Source organism: Draconibacterium sp., assembly GCF_041583095.1.
Taxonomy (GTDB): domain Bacteria; phylum Bacteroidota; class Bacteroidia; order Bacteroidales; family Prolixibacteraceae; genus Draconibacterium.
Genome location: NZ_JBFHGM010000009.1, coordinates 1 through 21,974 on the forward strand (window position 1 = coordinate 1; position 21,974 = coordinate 21,974).

Genomic DNA, 21,974 nt, shown 5'->3' on the forward strand with positions numbered 1-21,974 from the left:
CCTCCACCACCACCGCCGCCGCCATCGAAATAAAAAACTATGCACTAATCGTTACAAACAGTTAGAAAACAGATGAGAAAAGGAAATATTAATCTTTTAGGTTTAGGAGTTATAATGGGTTCGATATTGGCATACACAGGTTGGACCGGGTTTAAGACACAAACGTTTTTAATGGGAAAAACCGGTGAGATTTCGGGAAAAGTAATTGAGGTATTTCCAAATGAACAAGTACAAAGTTACAGTCGGAAAATAAAATATGTTTATTCGGTAGGCGATAGCTATTACGTCGACTTTAAAAAACTCGGAACAAAAGATGATAAGATGGAAATTGGAAATGAATTAAAACTTATTTATTCGATTAGGAAACCCGGAAAGAATAAGGTTAAAAGCCTTTCTTCAACTTACAATAATTCATTTGGAGAGAAATATTATACGACCTACGAAAATGGTTTTGTCGAATTGCGACTGATTAATGGGATATTCAAATACCAAGAATCAGCAAAAGGAGGTGAAGTAATTCACGACTTTATTGGAGAATATAAAATCATCAACGACTCCATAAAATTCGAGAATTATGTATTTGATGCTAAAAATGAGTGCCAAAACAGACCTGAGTTATTTTTGTTTTCACCCAATCGCCGACAATTCGTTGATGTAAACACAAAAAGAATTTTTAAAAGATTTCATTAGTTGTGGTAAAATTAAAAAACGATGCATAACAAAAAATATAGTGCAGGGCGGCTTTCGTGGTTCTAACGTTGTCGCGATTTTGTCAAAGTACCTCAGCTAACGGGCGAAAAAAGGTACAAGGTTTTTTGTTGGCAACTACTGGTCGCGGTTCCGGTACAGAGCCAGCGGGTAAGCGCAACAACATTAAAAAAGTAATGAATTTTATAAAATAGAATAACAATATGGCGAAATGGTTTTTGTATAATTTAGTAGTAGGATTTGCAGTTTACTGGATGTCGAACCTGCTGTTATGGTTTCCGTGGAGTGTTAATCCAACGCTTGGAATAACCTTAATGTTAACCGTTTCTCCTGTAATATGGATCATTTCTACCTATTTGTGTATTCGCACTTTTCCACGGAAGAAAATCATTATAGGGGCAGTATACAATAGTTTGGTATTTATTGTTTTAGCCATTGCAATGGACTATGTTTTTTTTGGACTGATTAGAAACGCCATGGAGCAGCTGTATCATCCAACAACCTTTTATGGTTATGGTTTTGTTGCTGCCATCCCTTTTATCGTTGTGTTTGCATTCCGAAAAAATATTGAAAAGAAAAAACGTGTTGTCCGCCCAGCTGATTTTACAAAAGCAGCAATAATCGGATTGGCGTGTTTTAGCCTGTTGACCTTAATAATAATTTCAGGTATTGAAATTTCCTAAGAAATACATTGCGACACTATACACATTAATTGTTCAAAAAATCTCCCAAATTCTATCCGCTATCATCAAAAGGCTGAATTAAAATGTATTAACTTTGCGCTTTCATTAAATTAATTCAGTTACAAGATGAAGAGAGATACTTTGGTTTTTGATATTATCAGGAAGGAACACGAACGTCAGTTGGGCGGAATTGAACTGATTGCTTCAGAGAACTTTGTAAGTGAGCAGGTTATGGAGGCAATGGGTTCGGTAATGACCAACAAGTACGCTGAAGGTTATCCGGGAAAAAGATATTATGGTGGTTGTCAGTTTGTTGACATGACCGAGCAACTGGCCATCGACCGTATTAAAGAATTGTACGGCGCTGCATGGGCCAATGTTCAGCCACACTCGGGCGCACAGGCAAATGCTGCAGTGTTGAGTGTTATTTTGAAGCCGGGTGATACTTTCCTCGGACTTGACCTTTCGCATGGTGGTCACCTTTCGCATGGTTCGCATGTAAACTCATCGGGTATTCTATACAATCCGGTAGCCTATAAGGTAAAAGAAGATACCGGACGTGTTGATTACGATGAGATGGAAGCGCTGGCCATCGAGCATAAACCAAAGTTGATCATCGGTGGTGCATCGGCATACAGCCGCGAGTGGGACTACAAACGCATGCGCGAAATTGCTGATAAGGTAGGTGCATTGTTTATGGTCGATATGGCTCACCCTGCAGGTTTAATTGCAGCCGGTTTGCTTGATAATCCTGTAAAATATGCCCACGTTGTAACATCTACAACACATAAAACACTACGCGGGCCTCGCGGTGGTATCATCCTGATGGGTGAAGATTTTGAAAACCCTTGGGGTATTACAACTCCAAAAGGTGTGGTTCGTACCATGTCTTCATTGCTTGATTCGGCTGTTTTCCCTGGTCAGCAAGGTGGACCGCTTGAGCACGTAATTGCTGCAAAAGCTGTTGCATTTGGCGAGGCACTGGAACCGGAATACAAAGAATACCAGGCACAAGTGAAAAAGAATGCTGCTGTTATGGCACAGGCTTTTGTTGATTTGGGTTACAAAGTAATTTCGGGCGGTACTGACAACCACTCAATGTTGATCGACCTGCGTACAAAATACCCTGAAATCACCGGTAAAATGGTAGAAAACACCATTGTAAATGCGGAAATAACCATTAACAAAAATATGGTGCCTTTCGATAGCCGTTCTCCTTTCCAGACTTCAGGTTTGCGTGTAGGTACACCGGCTATTACAACCCGTGGTGTAAAAGAAGATCTGATGCCTGAGATCGTTCAACTGATCGACGACTCGATTGCAAACATTCACGACGAGGCATACATTAAAGCAGTTGGCGAAAAAGTTCACCAGTTAATGAAAGACTTCCCGTTGTTTGCTTACTAGTATTGAACTTACAAGTTACAGCATATAAAAGTCCGGAATTATTTTCGGGCTTTTTTCTTTTTAAAGGGGTGAATTGGTTAAGTTGTGAGTAATGGGGTAAGAAAAACAAAAGTGCATTGTAGCTTTACGAAAATGAAATTGTTAAATTGCCGAACTGTAAAATTGAAATCGAATTTCGTGCTCAGTGAAACTCTGTGACTTCTCGGTGAAACTCTGTGGTAAAAAATATGCTGAACGCCAACAGGTGGAAGGAGCGTGAATTTAAAACCAATTGTTAAACTGATTAGTTGTTAAGTTATATCCTTGATACTCGGAACTCGGAACTCTCGGCTCGAAACTTAAAGATCTGAATATGGAATGGTACATGATACTGGCACTTATCGGAACCGGAATTGCCGCCGGATTTATTAACACCACTGCAGGGGGCGGTTCTATGTTAACTATCCCTTTGCTGATGTTTATCGGGCTGCCGGCCAATATTGCCAATGGCACCAACCGAATTGCCATTTTACTTCAGAATATTATTGCCGTAAAAACCTTCAAACAAAAACGTGTACTTGATTTTACCAAGGACTACCGGCTGGCAATTCCTGCCATTGTCGGGTCTATAATCGGGGCATTGTTTGCCGTTGAAATTGATCCCAAGCTTTTAAAAAATATCATCGCCGGACTAATGGTGGTTTTGTTGTTGCTGGTGGTGTTAAAACCTGAAGTATGGATTACCGATCAGATCGGGAAGGTTAATCCCAAACCATCGCCGCTGCAATACATCATTTTTTTTGCAATCGGTTTATTCGGTGGATTTATTCAAATGGGGGTAGGATTTTTTCTGCTGGCCGGTTTGGTTTTGGGCTGTGGACATAACCTGGTGCGCGCCAATGCCATAAAGGTTTTTATTGTTTTAATTTACACTGTATTTTCCCTCGGGATATTTATTTACAATAAACAAGTTGATATTGTTGCGGGTTTAATACTGGCTGCCGGCAATATGTTCGGGGCATGGCTGGGCGCTAACTTTACGGTAAAAGGAGGTGCAAAATACGTGCGTTACGTACTGATTCTGGCCATGCTGATTGTGATTTTGAATTTGTTTGGGGTATTGTAGTTCCAAGCTACAAGCTTCAAGTCGCAAGTGAGGAGCAGTTTTGGAAAAAGAACAATCTCCCCTCGTTGAGGGGAGTGTCCGTCAATTGACGGACGAGGGGTGAATATCGTCAAATTATAAAAATAGATTGGAGCACAATAATAAAATACCAGTAACCATAATCACCGGCTTTCTTGGGGCCGGGAAGACTACTTTTATCAACTTTCTGCTGAAATCAAATCCCGACACGCAGTTTGCTTTGGTAGAAAATGAATTTGGTGCTGTTCCAATCGATACCAAACTGATAAAAGGTGTTGAGGCCAGCCAGATGTTTGAATTAAAACAGGGCTGTATTTGCTGCTCCATTTCTGACGAATACGAGCTGGTGCTAAAAGAACTGGCTGAACGTTTCCCTGATGTGGATCATCTGTTGATTGAAACAACCGGAATTGCTGATCCGGCACCTGTAATTCAACCTTTTTTTGCTGATGAAGACCTGAAAGAACTCTACGAATACAATGGTGCAATTTGTTTGGTTGATGCCTTGAACTTTGATGATCTGCCGGAAGAAGAAATGGCGTATAAACAGTTGACTATTGCCGACCTTATTTTGCTGAATAAAACCGAAAACCTTGATGAAAAGCAGCAGGAGGAACTTACTGAAAGAATGAATAAACTGGCTCCTCTGGCCAAAATTCAATCAACAAGTTTCGGAGTAGCAAAAGAACTGAATTTGAACGAGCTGAAACAACAAACGTTTAACGCCTGGTCTTTCCTTTCATTCAAAAGCAATCATGCGCTGGTGCAAACCAAAACACTTTCATATTCCGTGCCATTAAAACGGGCCGATTTCATTTACTGGCTGGAGTATACACTCGATATTTATAAAAGCCGGATTTATCGCTGCAAAGGAGTGGTGTGTTTTCAGAACGAGCCTTTTGAATATATTTTGCAGGGAGTGGGCGGCCGATTTGAACTGGAGGAAGGCGATTTAATTATGGAAGCACCCGAAAGTCATATTGTTTTTATAGGGAAGTTGGATGGGCTGGCTTTAGACTTTAATCCTGAAATATAATTGCACGCAGATTTAGCGGATTTACGCAGATAAGAAATTTTAATCCGGAAGAAATCTGTGGCATCAGCGAAATCTGCGAGAAATTATTTCTTATCCAAGGAAGGCTATCCACAGCGGAATAATAATTACCGAAAGCAGTGTGCCCAGCACCACAATTCGTGCTACCAGTTTTGTTTCCAGTTTATACTGAACGGCCAGCGCATAAGGCGTTAGTCCTAGTGGCATTGCCGAATCGAGAATAGTGGCTTTAAACTGAAGATCGTTTAAACCGGCAGTTCGGATGCTAAATTGGAGCAGCAAAGGAAGAATGATCATGGTAACAATAACAAAACCGAAAACCCGGATCCATTCGCGGGGAACCCCAATTTTATTTTGCCCCAGGAATATCCCCAGAGAGAATAGTACGATAGCTGTTACCGATTCGGCAAAAAGGCTGACAGTTTTATCGATAAACGTCGGTACTTTTATTTGAAACAGTACGATCGTTACACCCACAAAAACGGAGATCAGCAGTGGGTTTTTGACCAGACTCAACATTAATTTCTTCGGCCGAATTGATTCTTCTCCTGTAGATTCGATAAGAATTACACCAAGCGTAAGCAGCCAGAAAACATATACTGCAGATAATACGGCTGCTACCGGCAAAATATCGTCGCCAAAGCTGCTGCGAAGAACCGGGATGCCGAGGTAAGCCACGTTCCCAAACGATAGGATAAGGAATAGCGAACTACGTAAGCGCTTTGAAAATTTAAAAATCCGCGCGATGGGGAAGGCCAGTAACATGCACGTCGCAATATATACCGAGTTAATAAGAATGAGCTTTGTATAGGATTCGCCTTGCGGGTCGAGGTGCATAAGCGATGCAACAACCAGTGCCGGGAATCCGATCCACAGCGCATATTTGTTTAGCACATCAACCCACGGCCCGTGAGCCGCTTTTGTACGCGAAAAAAGTGTTCCGGTAAAAATGACAAGAAACAGCGGCGCAACAGTCTTCAGGGCCAGTAAAAAATGTGCCATATTCCCTGATTACTTGTTTTCAGTCATTGCCCAGTCGCCATAAACAATATGTTCACGCACATCGGTAACAAACATTCCAGCTTCATTGGCAGCAGAAATTCCCAAATCTCCGTCTTCGAAAACCTGGCAAAATTGTGGTTCAACACCCATCAATTCGGCACATTTTACAAAGGTCTCAGGGTGAGGTTTGTGTTTCTGCACATCGTCAGCCGAAACTACAAAATCGAAATATTCGCGAATACCCAGTTCTTTTAACTGCACTTCGGCACTTTTTCCGCTTGCACCGGTTCCTACCGACATGGGCAGTTTCCCGTGGTAATTTTTTACAATAGAAATCACCTCTTCAATTGGTTCAAGCAAATGTGCCGAGTCCCAAAAGGATTGTTGTTTCAGGCGAACCAGTATTTCGGGCTGTTCATTAACATTGTACTGCTCAATAATTCGTTTGGCAAATTCAATGGTCGGGCGGCCTGTCATTTCATGAATAATATTCGGGTCAAAATCAAAATTATATTTTTTCGCCACTATTTTCCAGGTTTCCAAATGCACCGGAAGCGAGTTCGACAGGGTTCCGTCTAAATCAAAAATCAAGGCTTTCGCCTCGGGATGAACTGTAATTGCCATGTTTCTAGAATTTGCGGTAAAAGTAACAGAACCCCAACACTGCATGAAAGTTCAATCGTTAATATGTGAAGATTTAATCATCAGTTAAAAAAGTCATTCTGATTATGTTTGCTTGAATTATAAATCACATAGATAGAATCTATTAGTCATTAAAAATAAATATTTAAAAGCTTGTTAATTAAAGATTTAATCATTTTTTAGTCGCGCTGTTTTTCGTATCTTATTAAGATAGTTATATAAATTATCACTTAAAACTTAGTATATGGAAAACAATCATTCAAAACAAGGCAAATGTCCTGTAATGCATGGTGGAAATACCGTTGCCGGATCATCGGTTATGGCATGGTGGCCCAATGCATTAAATCTCGACATTTTGCATCAGCATGACACTAAAACAAATCCTTTAGGAAAAGATTTTTGTTACCGGGAAGAGCTGAAAAAGCTCGATGTAGAAGCACTGAAAAAGGATCTTCACGATTTAATGACCGATAGCCAGGAATGGTGGCCGGCCGACTGGGGGCATTACGGAGGATTGATGATTAGAATGGCCTGGCACGCTGCCGGTTCGTATCGAATTGCCGATGGCCGTGGTGGCGGCGGAACCGGAAACCAACGTTTTGCACCACTAAACTCGTGGCCCGATAATGTGAGTCTGGATAAAGCGCGCCGGCTACTTTGGCCCATTAAAAAGAAATACGGAAATAAGGTGAGTTGGGCCGATTTGATCATTTTGGCCGGTAACATCGCCTACGAAAGTATGGGATTAAAAACCTTTGGTTTTGGCTTTGGGCGCGAAGATATCTGGCATCCGGAGAAAGATACTTACTGGGGAGCCGAAAAGGAGTGGCTTGCACCAAGTGACGAACGTTATGATGATGTAACAAAGCCCGAAACAATGGAAAATCCATTGGCTGCTGTTCAAATGGGATTAATCTATGTAAACCCGGAAGGAGTAAACGGAAACCCCGATCCCCTAAAAACGGCGCAGCAAATGCGCGAAACTTTCCGTCGAATGGCCATGAACGATGAGGAAACAGTGGCGCTGACTGCCGGTGGACATACCGTAGGAAAGACTCACGGTAACGGCGATGCAGAGGCCTTGGGACCCGACCCTGAGTCGGCCGATGTGGATGAGCAAGGTTTGGGTTGGAAGAATCCGCATAAAACCGGAAAAGGAAGATACACGGTTACCAGTGGTTTGGAAGGTGCCTGGACAACAGAGCCAACAAAATGGGACAACGGCTATTTTAAAATGCTGTTTAACCACGAATGGGAATTGCGTAAAAGCCCGGCCGGTGCTCAGCAATGGGAGCCTGTGAGTATTGCAGAAGAAGATAAACCTGCAGATGTAGAGGATTTTTCAATCCGTACCAGCCCGATGATGACCGATGCGGATATGGCCTTAAAAATGGATCCGGAGTACCGAAAAATCTCGGAGAAGTTTATGAATGATTTCGACGCTTTCTCCGATGCTTTTGCCCGCGCCTGGTTTAAACTAACGCACCGTGATATGGGACCAAAAGCACGTTATTTCGGGCCGGATGTTCCCGACGAAGATCTGATCTGGCAAGACCCTGTTCCGGCAGGAAAATCGGATTATGATGTAGATTCGGTAAAAGCAAAAATTGCTGCTTCGGGACTAAGTATTTCAGACATGGTTGCTACAGCATGGGATAGCGCAAGAACTTTCCGTGGCTCGGATATGCGCGGTGGTGCCAATGGTGCCCGTATTCGTCTGGCTCCACAAAAAGACTGGGAAGGAAATGAGCCGGAACGTTTGGCGACGGTTTTAGCAGTACTCGAACCAATTGCTGCTGAATTTGGAATTAGCGTAGCCGATGTAATTGTATTGGCCGGAAATGTTGGGGTAGAGCAAGCCGCTAAAAAAGCAGGCATGAATGTTTCTGTTCCGTTTCTGCCCGGACGTGGAGATGCCACCGATGAAATAACTGATGCCGAGTCGTTTGCGCCACTTGAACCGTTGGCCGATGGTTTTCGGAACTGGCTGAAAAAGGATTACGTGGTTAGTCCGGAAGAATTGCTGCTAGATCGTGCCCAGCTGATGGGATTAACAGCTCACGAAATGACGGTGCTGATTGGCGGAATGCGCATGATGGGAACAAACTATGCAGGAACGAAACACGGTGTGTTTACTGATAACGTTGGTACTTTGAGCAACGATTTTTTTGTAAACCTTACCGATATGGCTTACGTGTGGGAACCCACCGAAAAAGGACATTACAATATTCGTAACCGGAAAACCGGTGAAGTGAAATGGACGGCAACACGTATTGATCTGGTATTTGGATCGAACGCTGTTTTGCGCGCGTATGTCGAGGTTTATGCACAAGACCATAGCAAAGAGAAATTTGTAAACGACTTTGTAAAAGCCTGGAATAAAGTGATGAATGCCGATCGTTTTGACGTTAAATAAGCAATAACTCTTATAAATATAAAGGCTGTCCAATACTTATTTTGGACAGCCTTTTTTTATGGCTTACAAATCAGAATTTTATATCTCCCAGGCGATTACAATGTTTGTGCGCATTTCAATTTCGTCGGGCGAAAGCACTGAAGTAATATCAGCTTTTGCTGCACTCATGGCAGGCATTGATTCTGCTCGCATAAGTTCCATGTTTGTATTGTATGGTCCAATCATTCTGGGCTCTCCGTATTGAATCGATTTGATTTTGCCCAATTTAACTTCGGCGCTTTTAGCAATCACGGTTGCTTTCTGTTTGGCATCTTCTACGGCCAGCTGAATGAGTTTTTCTTTTACCGTTTCCATTTGTTCTTCCGACAGCGCAAAATTCAGATTGAAATTCGACTGCAGATTATCTTTAATTAATTCAAAGATTTTATCATTCTTTTCATAATCTTTTTTGGTACGAATGGTTACCGGAATATTTGCCTCATAGCCTTCAAATACCGACTGCCGCAGTTCAGGATCGTACTTTTGTACTTCGCGGATTGAGAAACTGTTCGTTTTTATCAGTTCTTGGTCAATTCCGTTTTTGATAAACAGTTTTTTTACTTTGTCCATTTTTTCAACAGACATTTCTGCACATTCCTTGTAGTTTTCGCTTTTCACGCTAAAATTTACAGTGAACGATATGTCTTCAGGTGCTAATTTAACCGACGATTTTCCTTCAACAGTAATAATTCCACCTTGAATATTTTGAGCAAAAGAGCCGAGCGCAAAAACGATAAGGGCCAGTGATAAAATTATTTTCTTCATGACTTTCTTTTTAATGATTTTAACTGTTTGTCTGTTACTTTTATTCCGTAAAGTTACAAAGTATATGCCAGATGAAAGTTTATTCACCTAAATCGAATTCATGTGATTGTTGAGTGTGATTAATATAAAGAGTTCTTATTGTAGATATTTTATGGTAAGTTGTTGGAGATCATGCAGACCTTGGTAAAACTAAAGAAATAGTAGGGAAGAAGACTTAAAAATTACGAATTGCAAAATTTTTCTTTGATTGTTGAATGCGAGTTTTAAATTACATTATTTTCAACCCTCAATTCTAAAATCAATTTTATGAGAAGGACTTTTATACTCAGTGTAATCCTTTTGTTGTTTTTTATTAACGGATTTGCTCAGGAAAAAATCACAAAAAGCGAAAAGCAGCATATTCTGTCGTTGCTTGATAAGCAGGCAGAGGCCTGGAACGAGGGCAATCTTGAAAAGTTTATGGAAACCTATTGGAAATCGGATAAGCTGGTTTTTATGGGCTCGCGCGGACCAACATACGGTTGGCAGGCCACGCTGGATAGCTACAAAAAAGGATACCCGGATAAAACTGCAATGGGACACCTTGAATTCAAAATTCTAGATATCAGTAAAATTGATACCAAAACGGTTTTTCTAATCGGACGCTTTGAGTTGACGCGTGAAATTGGCGATTTGGCAGGCCATTTTACACTGGTTATTCAAAAGATAGATGGGGAGTGGGTGATTATCAGCGATCATTCAAGCGGTGAAAGTTAATCGTTGTTCTTTTTGAAAACCACCCGTAATGTCACTTTTGAGTCCACCTTGCGGTTATTCCTGATTGCCGGTGTCCATTTCGATCCGTTAAGTACAATTTCCTTTGCCAACTCAAAGAACTTTTCATCGGCATCATTCAGGTTTACAATATCCTGAATTTCGCCAGAACTGTCAAGGGAGAGGCGGAGTTTCACAACCACTTTGTCCGTTTCAAAATCCGCCGGCAGAACAGCCTTTTCTTTCAGATAAACTTTGTATTCACTTATTCCGTCTACCGGAGTGGCAGCCGAGTTTAAAGATTCATCATTAACGATAGTGGTAGAGCCGGTTACACTTTCTTTTTTCTGGGTTCCATATCCAATCACAACAACTTCACTTAAACCCACCACGTCATCGGTTAGCGATATGATATTGTCGGAGTCTTTCTGTGGATGAAATTCTGTCGATTCCATTCCAATAAAACTGGCTACAATTGGGTTACTGTCGTTTTCAAGTTCCATTTGGAAATTACCTTCAATATCCGTTATAGTACCATTGCTTGTTCCCTTTTCAACAACGGTTACACCCGGAAGTGGCAGTCCGTCGCTGTCGGATAGAATCTGTCCACGGATGATATTGTCTTTTGTTGTGGCACTTTTTGAAAGTAGTTTAGGTGCAGGCTGAGTTTCTGCTAATTCAATTTCTTTTTGTTTCTCAATAAGTTTTAATTCTGTGTTTTGCTTCAATTCCTCTTCTGCCTTTTCTATCGGTGTAATTTCTGCAATGTCTTCATTTTCGGCAAGATCATCAACTATAAATTCTTCTTCGGTAATTATTGTCGGGGGCTCTTCTGTTACAATATCTTGCTCTTCCGCTGGTTGTTGTATTCTTGAATCTGCTGTTGCCTCTGTTTGTTTCGTAACTTCAACTTTAGTATCAACTTCTGGCTCGTCTTGAGACACTATTTTTTCCTCTGGTTCAGAATACTCTTCTTCCACCTTCTCCGTTTTTACCTCACTTACTTTATCAATTGGATGGTTTTTATTGAGTTGCATCCAAATAATTCCCGAAGTTATGAGTAACAGAATAGTTGCAGCAGCGGCCAAATAGGGTATACCATTTTTTCGTTTTTTATTGGCGATTTTTTGGGACAGATCATTCAAATCGTACTCGAATTTCGAAGCAGAAACACTTTCATAACCATCCATAGCATCTGCTTCAAACGGATGTTTTTGTAGCTCTTTTTCAAAAGCATTCCGTTCTGCATCTGTCATCTCATTGGCCAGATACCGCCTGAATAATTCTTTATCGATATGATTTTTTTTACTGCTCATTTTTTGTTTCCAGACAAATTTTCAGGTTGCGTTTACCATTCTGAATCAAACTCTTAATTTTTTTTATCTCGGCTTTTAACTCGTCGGCTATTTCACGGTAACTTTTATTTTCAAAATAAAACAACCGGATACTTTGTCTCTGTTCTGCCTTCAACCGCTCTATACAATCTTCCAGCGCTTTTGCTGTCGCCTTGCTGTTATCTTCTCTGTCAATAGGATGCAATTCCGCTTCATTTTCCATAAAAACCGACAACTCTTCGTCGTTTGAGGTTAAAACAATTTTTCGCGACTTGTTTTTACGTAATTCCATTAAACAATGGTTTTTGGTAACTACGTATAGCCAACTTTTAAAGTTTTTTACCTGCTGATAGGGAAGATCGGTTTGCAGCTTTTCATAAATTTCAATCACAGCATCTTTTGCCCGTTCCACATCTTTATAGTACTTCAAGCACACCCCGTAAACCAAATGCATATAACGAGAGTACAGCTCACCCAGATATTCCGTTTCAAGTTTTTCCTGAAACAGTTCGAGCAACTCTTCGTCGCTCAGTTTCTTCATATTTTTTTGAAATAGGGTAAGCCGCATTTTGGTTTTCAATCTAATAATTCCCCCTGGCTTTGCCACGGGGTTCCGCTTTTTCTCCCCCGTTGAGGGGAGATTTTATCCGTCAACTGACGGATGAAAGAGGGGTGAAATAAAGAAAATTCGATTCTCTGCTATTTAGCTGAAATAAGGTTGGCGAAATACCCATTAGCTCTGCCAAGGGGATAGTCAACTTCGGGAATTTTCTTTATCAGCCCTAAAAGTAAGATAATTCAATTTTATTAAAAATTATTTATGGAATAAGAAACGCTGTTGCATCCTGTTAGTGAAATCAAAATTTTAAAACTTCAGATTATGAAACAATTTATTATCTCACTGGCCTTTCTTCTGTTATTTTCAGGTATAGGATTGGCAACAGAACAACGAATTATTTCCGGAACAGTTAGCGACGAAACCGGATCACCGCTTCCGGGAGTTACCGTAATGGTAGAAAATACATCGCGGGGAACAATTACCGATCCGAGTGGCTATTACAGCATCGGAGTTAATCATAAGGATAAAAGGTTAATCTTTTCGTTTATTGGAATGGAAACCGAGAAAGTACAAATCGGCAAGCAGGATACAGTAAATGTAAAGATGACTAACAACCAGATTGCTTGTGAAGAAGTAGTAGTGATTGGTTACGGTACGCAAAAAAAGAGATTTCTTACCGGTTCAATTTCGAAGGCAAAAGCTGCCCGTACTTCTTACATGGTGGTAAATGATAATTTTGACTGGAATACTGAAAATTATTCCGCCATTCATGAAAACGGATTCAAAAATGTAAGTGTCAATCCGCTGTCGACTTTTTCAATTGATGTTGATAATGCTTCGTATTCCAATGTTCGCCGCTATTTAAATGCAGGAGAGTTACCGCCAACTGATGCCGTTCGTATTGAAGAAATGATCAACTATTTTTCGTACGAGTATCCAGAACCGCAAAGCGAACATCCGTTTAGTGTAACAACTGAAATTGCAGCTTGTCCGTGGAACAATGAAAATTACCTGATGCATATTGGTTTAAAAGGAAAGAGTATCGACAAAACTGAATTGCCGGCATCCAACTTGGTATTTTTACTCGATGTTTCAGGTTCAATGAGTTCGCCTGATAAGTTACCTTTATTAAAACGTGCTTTTAAAATGTTGGTGAACGAACTTCGCCCCAACGACCGGGTGGCGATTGTAGTTTACGCAGGTGCTGCCGGAAAAGTGTTGGGGTCTACGCCCGGCAATAAAAAGACAAAAATTCTGGATGCCCTCGGGAAATTGAATGCAGGTGGTTCAACAGCCGGAGGAGCAGGTATAAAACTGGCCTACAAAATTGCAGAAGAGAATTATATTGAAGGTGGAAACAACCGGATTATTCTGGCTACCGACGGCGATTTTAACGTGGGCGTATCTGGCACTTCCGAGATGGAACGTCTGGTAGAACAGAAGCGCAATAATGGGGTGTTTATCTCTGTTTTGGGTTTTGGTACAGGCAATATTAAAGACGATAAAATGGAAACAATTGCCGATAAAGGAAACGGAAATTACTCATATATCGACAATATTCAGGAAGCTCGAAAAGTATTTGTAAGCGAATTTGGGGGCACGCTTTTTACCGTTGCAAAAGACGTAAAATTTCAGTTGGAATTTAACCCAAAACAGGTAAAAGCTTATCGTTTGGTGGGGTACGAAAACCGTTTACTGAACGATGAGGATTTTAACGATGATAAAAAAGATGCCGGCGAAATTGGAGCAGGGCATACAGTAACTGCGCTTTACGAGATTGTTCCGACTGGAGCCGGCAGTGATGCTCCTGCTGTCGATCCGTTGAAGTATCAAACAAACAAAACTATTTCAGGAAAAACCGGGAATGAATTGCTGACGATAAAATTACGTTACAAAAAACCAGACGAACACAAAAGCAAGTTGTTGGAGTTACCGGTGCAGAATAGTTTGGATACCGAAACTTCTGATGATTTTCGATTTTCGGCCGCGGTTGCCTCATTTGGAATGTTATTGCGAAAATCTGAGTTTATGGGAAATACTACCATAAATTCAGTAATCAACCTTGCAGAAAGTGCAAAAGGAGCTGATTCCGAAGGTTATCGCAGCGAGTTCGTTCGTTTGGCAAAAACTGTAGATAATCTGGAGTTTGTGGCAGAAGAGAAATAATGATAAAAGCAAATTATTTATGAAACATATCGTTCTAGTACTCATTTTCTTGTTTTCTGGACTTCAAATAATATCGGCGCAAACTGCTTTGGAAGACGCTGTAAAAAGGGTAGGAATTTTACTAAATGTCCCAACTTCTTTCCAATCTTCCGAAAATTCAGAATTAATATCCCCGGCAGCGGTAAACGAGAAATCACCCAATCCTGATATTGTACAACAATATGGTGTAAAGCCGGCTCATGGAAACACTTTTTTCAATGCGTATTTTGGACTGGTTACAGCGGTACTTGAACACTGTGACAGTGAATGCATTATTTTGGCAAGTATTCCTCCAGGTAACAGTGGTGGTGGTTTTGGACATCTTGCAAAAGATAGTTTGCAGGAGGTGGCTTTTAAGCATCTCTTTTTCGGACGGATTAAACACGATTTTAGGTATGGAAAACCTTTTAGTGGTGCTTCAGAGTTGGATGTGCTTGAATTGTATTCGATGATAGAAATGTATCCTCCCGAAAAGGCAAGTGAGATGTTTAACGCAGGGGCAATGGCCAGCTATCCCCTGAACTTCAGAGGCAATGTTTTTAAAGATAAATTTACGAGAGGAAAAGGTTTAGCAATAGGCAAAGACGGACTTTGTATTTGCCTTTATTTTCTGATGACCGATGAGAGTGTGTTAAACTTTGAAACATACCTCGAAGAATTTGATGGGGCTTTTGTATTCGAATGATATAAATAAAATTTTGAGTTGTCATTCTAAACCTTCAAGGTCGTTTATACCTTGAAGGTTTTTTAAATAGTGCAAGAACCCAAATCCCTGAATTTTCTCATGGCAGGTTAAGCAGAACTTTTGCTACTTTCGGGCTTCAATTTTTAAAACCGAAATAATGCGTCGAATTATATTCATTCTTTTCCTTTTTGTTCAAACTTTTGCTTTTGCCCAAACCAAACAAATGAGCCTGGAAGATGCTGTTTACGGGCGATATTCGTATTTGTATCCCGAATCGATGACGGGTTTGCAATGGATGGATGATGAACATTTTTCTTTTGTTGAAGATAAATCTATCGTTGCTGAGTCGGCAAAAACAGGAGAAAAAACTACCATTGTTACACTTGGTGAGTTAGATACTTTAACCGGCGTAACATTCAAGTGGCTTCCATCACATAGCTGGACTAAAGAAGGAAAGCTTTTGGTTTCGGATGCGAATAAATATTGGTTGGTCGACATTCATAAAAAGCAAGTCATATTTCAGATTGAACTTCCGAATGGAGCAGAGAATGCTAATTTCTCTGAAGAAGGACAATTTGTGGCTTTCACGCAGGAAGATGATTTATTTGTTGCATTTGCTGATGGAACAACAAAACAAATTACCAGCGATGGTGGCAACGGAATTGTAAACGGACAAACCGTGCACCGAAACGAATTTGGCATATTCGGTGGTATTTTTAATTCGCCCGAAGGAATTTTTGTGGCTTTCTACCGTAAAGATGAAAGTATGGTAAAAGATTATCCGCTGGTGGATTTTATGGCCCGTGAAGCCGAATACACCCCGGTAAAATACCCGATGGCCGGAATGGCAAGTCACCATGTAACGCTGGGCGTTTACAATATCGAAACAGGGAAAACAACTTTCCTGAAAACAGGTGAGCCATTGGATCATTTTCTTACCAATGTGGCCTGGTCGCCCGATGAGAAAACCATTTACATGGCAGAACTGAACCGAGAACAAAACCACATGCAGCTGAATTGTTACGATGTGGCAACGGGCGAAAAAGTAAAAACATTGTTTGAAGAAACTTCTGAAACGTATGTGGAACCGCTTTATCCTATTCAGTTTTCAAAAGTGAATGCCAACGAATTTTATTACCTGAGCCGCCGGGATGGATGGTTTCAGGTGTACAAATACAACACCGATGGTGAACTGGTGAAGCAGATTACAAAAGGGGATTGGGAAGTAACAAAAATGCTTGGTTTCGATGCCAACGAAAAATCGTTGTTTATTGAGGCTACCATCGATGATCCGCTGCAGAACAACATTTATAAAGTGGATGTAAAATCGGGTAAAACAGAACGACTTTCAACAGAAACCGGAGTTCATGACGGAACTTTAAGCCCTGATGCGACTTATTTACTTGATAGTTGGTCGGCTAAAGAAGTTGCAGGTAAAGTTGATCTGATCTCTGCAAACGGAAAAGATAAACGAACGATATTCGAGTCGGAAGATCCGCTAAAAGATTACCAACTGGGCGAAAACAAACTGGTAACCTTAAAAACCAAAGACGGAAAATATGATTTGCACGGACGATTGATTTTGCCTGTTGATTTCGATCCGGCTAAAAAATACCCGGTGGTAGTATACGTTTATGGCGGTCCGCACTCGCAACTGGTAAGCAAAAACTGGCACAACCAGGCACGTTGGTGGCAATATTATATGGCGTCGCAAGGATATATTGCTTTTACGCTCGATAACCGCGGAACATCGAATCGTGGCCGTGCTTTTGAAACTTCTATACACCGGAATTTGGGTGTGCTGGAAACCGAAGACCAGATGCAGGGAATAGAATACCTGCTTTCGTTGCCTTATGTTGATGCCGACCGGGTTGGCGTTCACGGATGGAGCTACGGCGGTTTCATGACCCTGAACTTAAAACTGAAACATCCTGAGATTTTTAAAGTAGCAGTTGCCGGTGGTCCTGTCGTTGACTGGAGCATGTACGAAATTATGTACGGTGAGCGCTACATGGATATGCCGCAGGAAAATCCGGAAGGTTACAAAAATTCCAACATGACCAATTACGTGGAGAACCTGGAAGGCAAACTGATGCTGATTCACGGCGTGCAGGACGAAACCGTGGTAATGCAACACAGCATGAAATTCTTGCGCGAATGTGTGAAACAAAACAAGCAGGTTGACTTTTTTGCTTACCCGATTCATCCGCATAATGTGCGTGGAAAAGACCGCATACACCTGATGGAAAAGGTAAGTCAGTATTTCTTCGAGAACCTCTAGTTAATTTTGCGGTTCATCCGTTTCTATAGATTAAAATTTACGACTAATTGTGTCGGGAGTTCGAAAAAGTGAACAATCTGACGCAAAAAGCAATAACTTTGTCGTTAACTAAGCAATAGAAACTAAACAATATGAACGGACAAATTAAAGAGATAGCCATGAGGCTAAGAGGTTTACGCGATATGCTTAATCTTTCTGTTGACGAAATAGCAACCTGTTGCAGAGTATCTGCCGAAGAATACGAGGATTACGAAAGCGGAAAAACGGATATTCCAATTGGAGTTCTCGAAAACATATCGAAAAAATATAATATTGGGTTAACGGCATTGCTTTTTGGCGATGAGCCTCACATGAAATCGTTTTATCTTACCCGGGCGGGGCAGGGAACTGCCATGGAACGTACCCGGGCGTATAAATACCAGGCGCTGGCATCAGGGTTTACCGGACGGAAAGCCGATCCGTTTATTGTAACCATTGAGCCGGATGCTGATGAAAAACCAATTCATCTGAATAGTCACAACGGACAGGAAATGAACTATGTTTTGGAAGGCAAAATGCTGCTGAGTGTCGGAGGACACGAATTAATATTAAACGAAGGAGACAGCCTTTATTTTGATGCCACACTTCCGCACGGAATGAAAGCATTGGAGGGAAAACCAGTAAAATTTCTGGCCCTTATTCTATAATAAAAACTTTGATGCTACATGATTGAAAAATACTTAAAACAAACTGCTTTTACCGATTTTGAGGATTTTAAAGCCAATTACGAGTTAAACGTTCCGGAGGATTTCAACTTTGCCTACGACGTTGTAGACGGTTGGGCCGCGAAAGAACCGAACAAAAGGGCTTTGCTCTGGACAAACGATAAAGGCGAAAGCCGTTCATTCACTTTTGGCGAACTAAAGGAAATTACCGACCGTACTGCCGGTTATTTTTCGTCGCTGGGAATTGGAAAAGGCGACATGGTGATGGCCATTTTAAAACGCCGTGCCGAATTTTGGTTTACCATTATTGCATTGCATAAAATTGGTGCGGTTATTATTCCGGCCACACACTTGTTAACTAAAAAGGACATTGTTTACCGCAACAATGCCGCTACCATAAAAGCCATTATTTGCGATGGTGACGAACTAATTACCACGCACGTAAATGATGCTTTGCCCGAATCGCCATCCGTTGAAAAGCTGGTTTCAATCGGATCGATAATTCCCGAAGGTTGGGAAGATTTTCATAAAGGGATTGAAAACGCAGAGCCCTTCCAACGTCCTGAGAAGCCTACAAAAAATGACGATCCGATAATCGTAAGTTTTACATCGGGAACTACCGGCGACCCGAAAATGGTGGTGCTGAACAGCGCTTATCCGTTGGCACACATTGTTACGGCTAAATACTGGCAAAACCTGCATCACGACAGTTTACACCTAACCATTGCCGACACCGGCTGGTTAAAAGCGGTTTGGGGAAAACTGTACGGACAGTGGCTGGTTGGCGCATCAGTTTTTGTTTACGATCATGAAAAATTCACGCCTTCCGATATTCTGGAAGTGCTTTCAAAATACCAGGTAACCTCGCTTTGTGCTCCGCCAACTATTTTCCGTTTTTTGATCAGGGAGGACATGAGCAAATATGATTTGTCGGCACTTGAATGGTGTACCATTGCAGGCGAAGCTTTAAACCCGGAGGTTTACAACCGTTTTTACGATCTAACAGGAATTAAACTGCGCGAAGGTTACGGACAAAGTGAAACTACACTTTCGGTGTTTACTTCGCCATGGGTAGAACCAAAACCGGGCTCGATGGGGCTTCCAAGTCCGCACTATGATATCGATTTGCTGACATCGGAAGGACGATCAGCTGAAGCTGGTGAGCAGGGGCAAATTGTAATTCGTATCGAAAAAAATTACCCTGCCGGATTGTTTGACGGCTACTACCGTAATAAACAATTGACTGACGAAGCCATGTCGGACGGAATATACTACACCGGCGATTTGGCATGGAAAGATGAGGATGGTTATTTATGGTTTGTTGGTCGTGCCGACGATGTAATTAAAAGTTCGGGTTACCGTATCGGGCCTTTCGAAGTGGAAAGTGCGCTGATGACTCACCCTGCTGTAGTGGAATGTGCTATTACAGGAATTCCTGACGAAATACGTGGGCAGATTGTAAAAGCCACTGTTGTTTTGGCACCGGATTATAAAGAACGTGCCGGCGACGAGTTGGTAAAGGAGCTGCAAAATCACGTAAAAGAGGTGACTGCCCCGTATAAATATCCGCGGCAAATTGAGTTTGTTGATGAGCTGCCAAAAACCATCAGCGGAAAAATTCGCCGCGTGGAAATTCGTCAGCGCGATAATGGAGCAGAGTAAATTACCTTTATTTTCTTTTATCGTCATCTGGTAGAAGTAAAAACAAAGGCTGGTTAAAACTCGACTTTACCCTTTTGGCTGTCGCCATTTCCCCTTATGAAGGGGAAAAAGTTCTAAAGAGATTTAATAGCATGTTCGTTTTGCTGCAGCCTTGTTCAAAACGTGCTCCCCTTTTTAGGGGAGCTCCCGATAGGGTGAAGGGTCGGGTAGATTGTCCCATAAATATCGATTTGTTATTGCGATTTCTGGGCAGGAGGTGAGGCATTTAAAATTTCGAACCGGACACTTGTTGTATTTTTATGTATTTCCTTCAGAATAATTGTGGGCTGTTTAATCGGAAATCATATTTTTGCGTATCATTTTTTGCAAAAATTGTATTTGAAACGATTCAAACAAAATAAGCCGGGTTCTTTAATTGGAATTCTTGTGGTTTTGCTGTTGTTTGTTCCCTTGTTTAATTGGGCGCAGGACAGTATTAACAGCGAAGATTTTCAATCCCGTCTGCTGCAAAATATTCATCAGCAGGTTTTTGAATATCCATGGAATGATGCCGCATTTTTCCCCGGAAAACTGGAGTTGGCAAACCGTCAAACGATGAAGCGGGAACTGAAGGAGGCGAGAGAATATGCACATAATCCGGATGCGTTTGAGGTTTATTTTTCCATTTTAGATCATTTACCTGCACCCGATAAGGCAATTTTTGTTAAAAGCTTCTGGTTCTATCAGCCGGAAATAAAAAGCCAATTGATCGAAGCCGGATTAAGTGAAGATTTACAGTATTTGCCGGCGACACTTTCTGCATTTAACAACGAAGCCATAAGTTCGTTTAAAAGGGCAGGGGCATGGCAGTTGACACATTTTCAGGGCGTGCTGAATAGTTTACAAATCAACAAACTTATTGATGAACGGCTGAATATTTCAAAAGCGACTTTTGCCGCTGTTCAGGAACTGAAGAAGAATGAAGCTTTATTTGATCATCCGAAAAAAGCCATGCTGGCATTTGTTTTCGGAAAGACTGAGATTAAAAACCTTTGTCGTCGTGCCGGTGGTGATGCTTGTTCTGTAAACGAACTGCTGGCCGTAGCACCAAAAGAAATGACCGATTTTATGGCGGCTTATCAGGCAACCGCAGCATTTTTGAGCCAGAATAAATATATACCGGAACAGGAACCGCAAAAAACGGCAGAAGCAAAAGTCCGCTTGCAAACGCATTTCGATCAGATCAGTGCAGTGCTGCCCATTTCGAATAATGAACTGAGCTTTTTGAATCCACAATTTCCCTATTCCATTGTGCCGGAACAGGCATCACTTACTTTGCCTGAGAATATGAAACAAGACTTTTTGTTTCTGCAGGATTCCATATATAATGGCGTAGATTCAACCTTGTTTGAAGTGGTGGCCCAGAAGATTGAATACCCACCGGCTCCCAATCGTCAGTATGTTGGCGAGCAAGTAAAAGACCTGGAAATTGAAGGGAAAACAAAAATAAAATACACGATTATGTCGGGCGATGTGCTCGGATTTATTGCCGAGGATTACGATGTGCGTGTGGCCGATTTAAAATACTGGAACAATATTTACGACGAAAGAAAAATTCAGGCCGGAAAAACGCTTGATATTTTTGTCGACGACGAAAATGCAGATTATTATCGCGGACTTCAGCAACAAACAGCTATAAAAGAGAAGCAGAAAACTGTAGTTCCGGATTTTGCTTCAGCTACTTTACCGGGGATGGTAATTCCTGAGTCGTCAAAAAAAGTAGAGCATATTGTAGAAAGCGGTGAATCGCCGTATGTAATTGCACAAAAATACGATGGAGTAACACCCGAGAAAATTCTGGAATGGAACAGCATCAGCGATGCCCGTAAAATTCAAATTGGTCAGAAATTAATCATCTACGTACAATGAAACGAGCACGTAAAAATATTGACATAGAGGAGCGAAATTGTCAG

The 21,974-nt window shown here is 41.3% G+C and carries 18 protein-coding genes; 13 read left to right on the top strand and 5 right to left on the bottom strand.

From position 1 onward, the window contains the following. Positions 1–72: 72 nt before the first annotated feature. From ABZB17_RS01540 to ABZB17_RS01560, 5 genes are all read left to right on the top strand, one after another. On the top strand, positions 73–690 hold the full coding sequence (locus ABZB17_RS01540; RefSeq protein WP_372647635.1) for a hypothetical protein: 618 nt from the start codon (positions 73–75) through the stop codon (positions 688–690). Between the two features lie 221 nt (positions 691–911). Next, the gene (locus ABZB17_RS01545) at positions 912–1,391 is read left to right on the top strand and encodes a hypothetical protein (protein ID WP_372647638.1); all 480 of its coding nucleotides are present in this window, start codon (positions 912–914) and stop codon (positions 1,389–1,391) included. Positions 1,392–1,517: 126 nt separating this feature from the next. Further along, positions 1,518–2,798 carry a serine hydroxymethyltransferase gene (glyA, locus tag ABZB17_RS01550; protein ID WP_372647640.1) on the top strand — a complete coding sequence of 427 codons (1,281 nt, stop codon included), beginning with the start codon at positions 1,518–1,520 and terminating at the stop codon, positions 2,796–2,798. Between the two features lie 352 nt (positions 2,799–3,150). Continuing rightward, a complete protein-coding gene (locus ABZB17_RS01555) occupies positions 3,151–3,903 on the top strand; it encodes a sulfite exporter TauE/SafE family protein (protein ID WP_372647642.1) in 753 nt (250 codons plus the stop codon). Positions 3,904–4,030: 127 nt separating this feature from the next. Next, positions 4,031–4,957, top strand: coding sequence for a GTP-binding protein (locus ABZB17_RS01560; protein ID WP_372647644.1), 927 nt, complete (start codon positions 4,031–4,033; stop codon positions 4,955–4,957). A gap of 90 nt (positions 4,958–5,047) precedes the next feature. Here the strand turns inward: ABZB17_RS01560 and ABZB17_RS01565 are convergent, their stop codons facing one another. Continuing rightward, positions 5,048–5,977, bottom strand: coding sequence for an AEC family transporter (locus tag ABZB17_RS01565; protein ID WP_372647646.1), 930 nt, complete (start codon positions 5,975–5,977; stop codon positions 5,048–5,050). Between the two features lie 9 nt (positions 5,978–5,986). Continuing rightward, positions 5,987–6,601 (bottom strand): beta-phosphoglucomutase family hydrolase, encoded by a 615-nt coding sequence (locus ABZB17_RS01570; RefSeq protein ID WP_372647648.1) that lies wholly within the window; start codon positions 6,599–6,601, stop codon positions 5,987–5,989. Positions 6,602–6,863: 262 nt separating this feature from the next. On the opposite strand from ABZB17_RS01570, the gene katG reads away from it, so the two are divergent. Further along, positions 6,864–9,035, top strand: a complete 2,172-nt coding sequence (gene katG / locus ABZB17_RS01575; RefSeq protein WP_372647650.1) for a catalase/peroxidase HPI — start codon at positions 6,864–6,866, stop codon at positions 9,033–9,035. Between the two features lie 78 nt (positions 9,036–9,113). Here the strand turns inward: katG and ABZB17_RS01580 are convergent, their stop codons facing one another. Beyond that, complete coding sequence (locus tag ABZB17_RS01580) at positions 9,114–9,839, bottom strand: SIMPL domain-containing protein (RefSeq protein WP_372647652.1); 726 nt, start codon at positions 9,837–9,839, stop codon at positions 9,114–9,116. Positions 9,840–10,145: 306 nt separating this feature from the next. On the opposite strand from ABZB17_RS01580, the gene ABZB17_RS01585 reads away from it, so the two are divergent. Continuing rightward, positions 10,146–10,595 (top strand): DUF4440 domain-containing protein, encoded by a 450-nt coding sequence (locus ABZB17_RS01585; RefSeq protein ID WP_372647654.1) that lies wholly within the window; start codon positions 10,146–10,148, stop codon positions 10,593–10,595. Here ABZB17_RS01585 and ABZB17_RS01590 read toward each other — a convergent pair. Then, positions 10,592–11,908 carry a carboxypeptidase-like regulatory domain-containing protein gene (locus tag ABZB17_RS01590; protein ID WP_372647656.1) on the bottom strand — a complete coding sequence of 439 codons (1,317 nt, stop codon included), beginning with the start codon at positions 11,906–11,908 and terminating at the stop codon, positions 10,592–10,594. The two genes, ABZB17_RS01585 and ABZB17_RS01590, sit on opposite strands and share 4 nt — an antisense overlap. Continuing rightward, complete coding sequence (locus ABZB17_RS01595; protein ID WP_372647658.1) at positions 11,898–12,467, bottom strand: RNA polymerase sigma factor; 570 nt, start codon at positions 12,465–12,467, stop codon at positions 11,898–11,900. The genes ABZB17_RS01590 and ABZB17_RS01595 overlap by 11 nt, the downstream gene beginning before the upstream one ends. Before the next feature lie 339 nt (positions 12,468–12,806). On the opposite strand from ABZB17_RS01595, the gene ABZB17_RS01600 reads away from it, so the two are divergent. The 6 genes from ABZB17_RS01600 to ABZB17_RS01625 all read left to right on the top strand — a co-directional run bounded on the left by ABZB17_RS01600 (position 12,807) and on the right by ABZB17_RS01625 (position 21,930). After that, entirely contained in the window at positions 12,807–14,651 is a 1,845-nt protein-coding gene (locus tag ABZB17_RS01600; protein WP_372647660.1) for a von Willebrand factor type A domain-containing protein, read from the top strand. Positions 14,652–14,670: 19 nt separating this feature from the next. Further along, the gene (locus tag ABZB17_RS01605; RefSeq protein ID WP_372647662.1) at positions 14,671–15,375 is read left to right on the top strand and encodes a hypothetical protein; all 705 of its coding nucleotides are present in this window, start codon (positions 14,671–14,673) and stop codon (positions 15,373–15,375) included. 157 nt (positions 15,376–15,532) lie between these two features. Further along, a complete protein-coding gene (locus ABZB17_RS01610; protein ID WP_372647664.1) occupies positions 15,533–17,656 on the top strand; it encodes a DPP IV N-terminal domain-containing protein in 2,124 nt (707 codons plus the stop codon). Positions 17,657–17,787: 131 nt separating this feature from the next. Continuing rightward, the gene (locus ABZB17_RS01615) at positions 17,788–18,342 is read left to right on the top strand and encodes a helix-turn-helix domain-containing protein (RefSeq protein WP_372647666.1); all 555 of its coding nucleotides are present in this window, start codon (positions 17,788–17,790) and stop codon (positions 18,340–18,342) included. 18 nt (positions 18,343–18,360) lie between these two features. Next, a complete protein-coding gene (locus ABZB17_RS01620) occupies positions 18,361–20,022 on the top strand; it encodes an AMP-binding protein (protein ID WP_372647668.1) in 1,662 nt (553 codons plus the stop codon). A 378-nt stretch (positions 20,023–20,400) separates the two neighbouring features. Further along, positions 20,401–21,930, top strand: a complete 1,530-nt coding sequence (locus ABZB17_RS01625) for a LysM peptidoglycan-binding domain-containing protein (protein WP_372647669.1) — start codon at positions 20,401–20,403, stop codon at positions 21,928–21,930. The last annotated feature ends 44 nt before the right edge of the window (positions 21,931–21,974 follow it).

Bases quoted from the DNA above. Each gene is read 5' to 3' on its own strand.
- ABZB17_RS01565 (WP_372647646.1), bottom strand. From the start codon at position 5,977: ATGGCACATTTTTTACTGGCCCTGAAGACTGTTGCGCCGCTGTTTCTT.
- ABZB17_RS01605 (WP_372647662.1), top strand. From the start codon at position 14,671: ATGAAACATATCGTTCTAGTACTCATTTTCTTGTTTTCTGGACTTCAA.
- ABZB17_RS01615 (WP_372647666.1), top strand. From the start codon at position 17,788: ATGAACGGACAAATTAAAGAGATAGCCATGAGGCTAAGAGGTTTACGC.
- ABZB17_RS01545 (WP_372647638.1), top strand. From the start codon at position 912: ATGGCGAAATGGTTTTTGTATAATTTAGTAGTAGGATTTGCAGTTTAC.
- ABZB17_RS01620 (WP_372647668.1), top strand. From the start codon at position 18,361: ATGATTGAAAAATACTTAAAACAAACTGCTTTTACCGATTTTGAGGAT.
- ABZB17_RS01600 (WP_372647660.1), top strand. From the start codon at position 12,807: ATGAAACAATTTATTATCTCACTGGCCTTTCTTCTGTTATTTTCAGGT.
- ABZB17_RS01570 (WP_372647648.1), bottom strand. From the start codon at position 6,601: ATGGCAATTACAGTTCATCCCGAGGCGAAAGCCTTGATTTTTGATTTA.
- ABZB17_RS01580 (WP_372647652.1), bottom strand. From the start codon at position 9,839: ATGAAGAAAATAATTTTATCACTGGCCCTTATCGTTTTTGCGCTCGGC.
- ABZB17_RS01540 (WP_372647635.1), top strand. From the start codon at position 73: ATGAGAAAAGGAAATATTAATCTTTTAGGTTTAGGAGTTATAATGGGT.
- ABZB17_RS01555 (WP_372647642.1), top strand. From the start codon at position 3,151: ATGGAATGGTACATGATACTGGCACTTATCGGAACCGGAATTGCCGCC.
- glyA (WP_372647640.1), top strand. From the start codon at position 1,518: ATGAAGAGAGATACTTTGGTTTTTGATATTATCAGGAAGGAACACGAA.
- ABZB17_RS01585 (WP_372647654.1), top strand. From the start codon at position 10,146: ATGAGAAGGACTTTTATACTCAGTGTAATCCTTTTGTTGTTTTTTATT.
- ABZB17_RS01610 (WP_372647664.1), top strand. From the start codon at position 15,533: ATGCGTCGAATTATATTCATTCTTTTCCTTTTTGTTCAAACTTTTGCT.
- katG (WP_372647650.1), top strand. From the start codon at position 6,864: ATGGAAAACAATCATTCAAAACAAGGCAAATGTCCTGTAATGCATGGT.
- ABZB17_RS01595 (WP_372647658.1), bottom strand. From the start codon at position 12,467: ATGAAGAAACTGAGCGACGAAGAGTTGCTCGAACTGTTTCAGGAAAAA.
- ABZB17_RS01590 (WP_372647656.1), bottom strand. From the start codon at position 11,908: ATGAGCAGTAAAAAAAATCATATCGATAAAGAATTATTCAGGCGGTAT.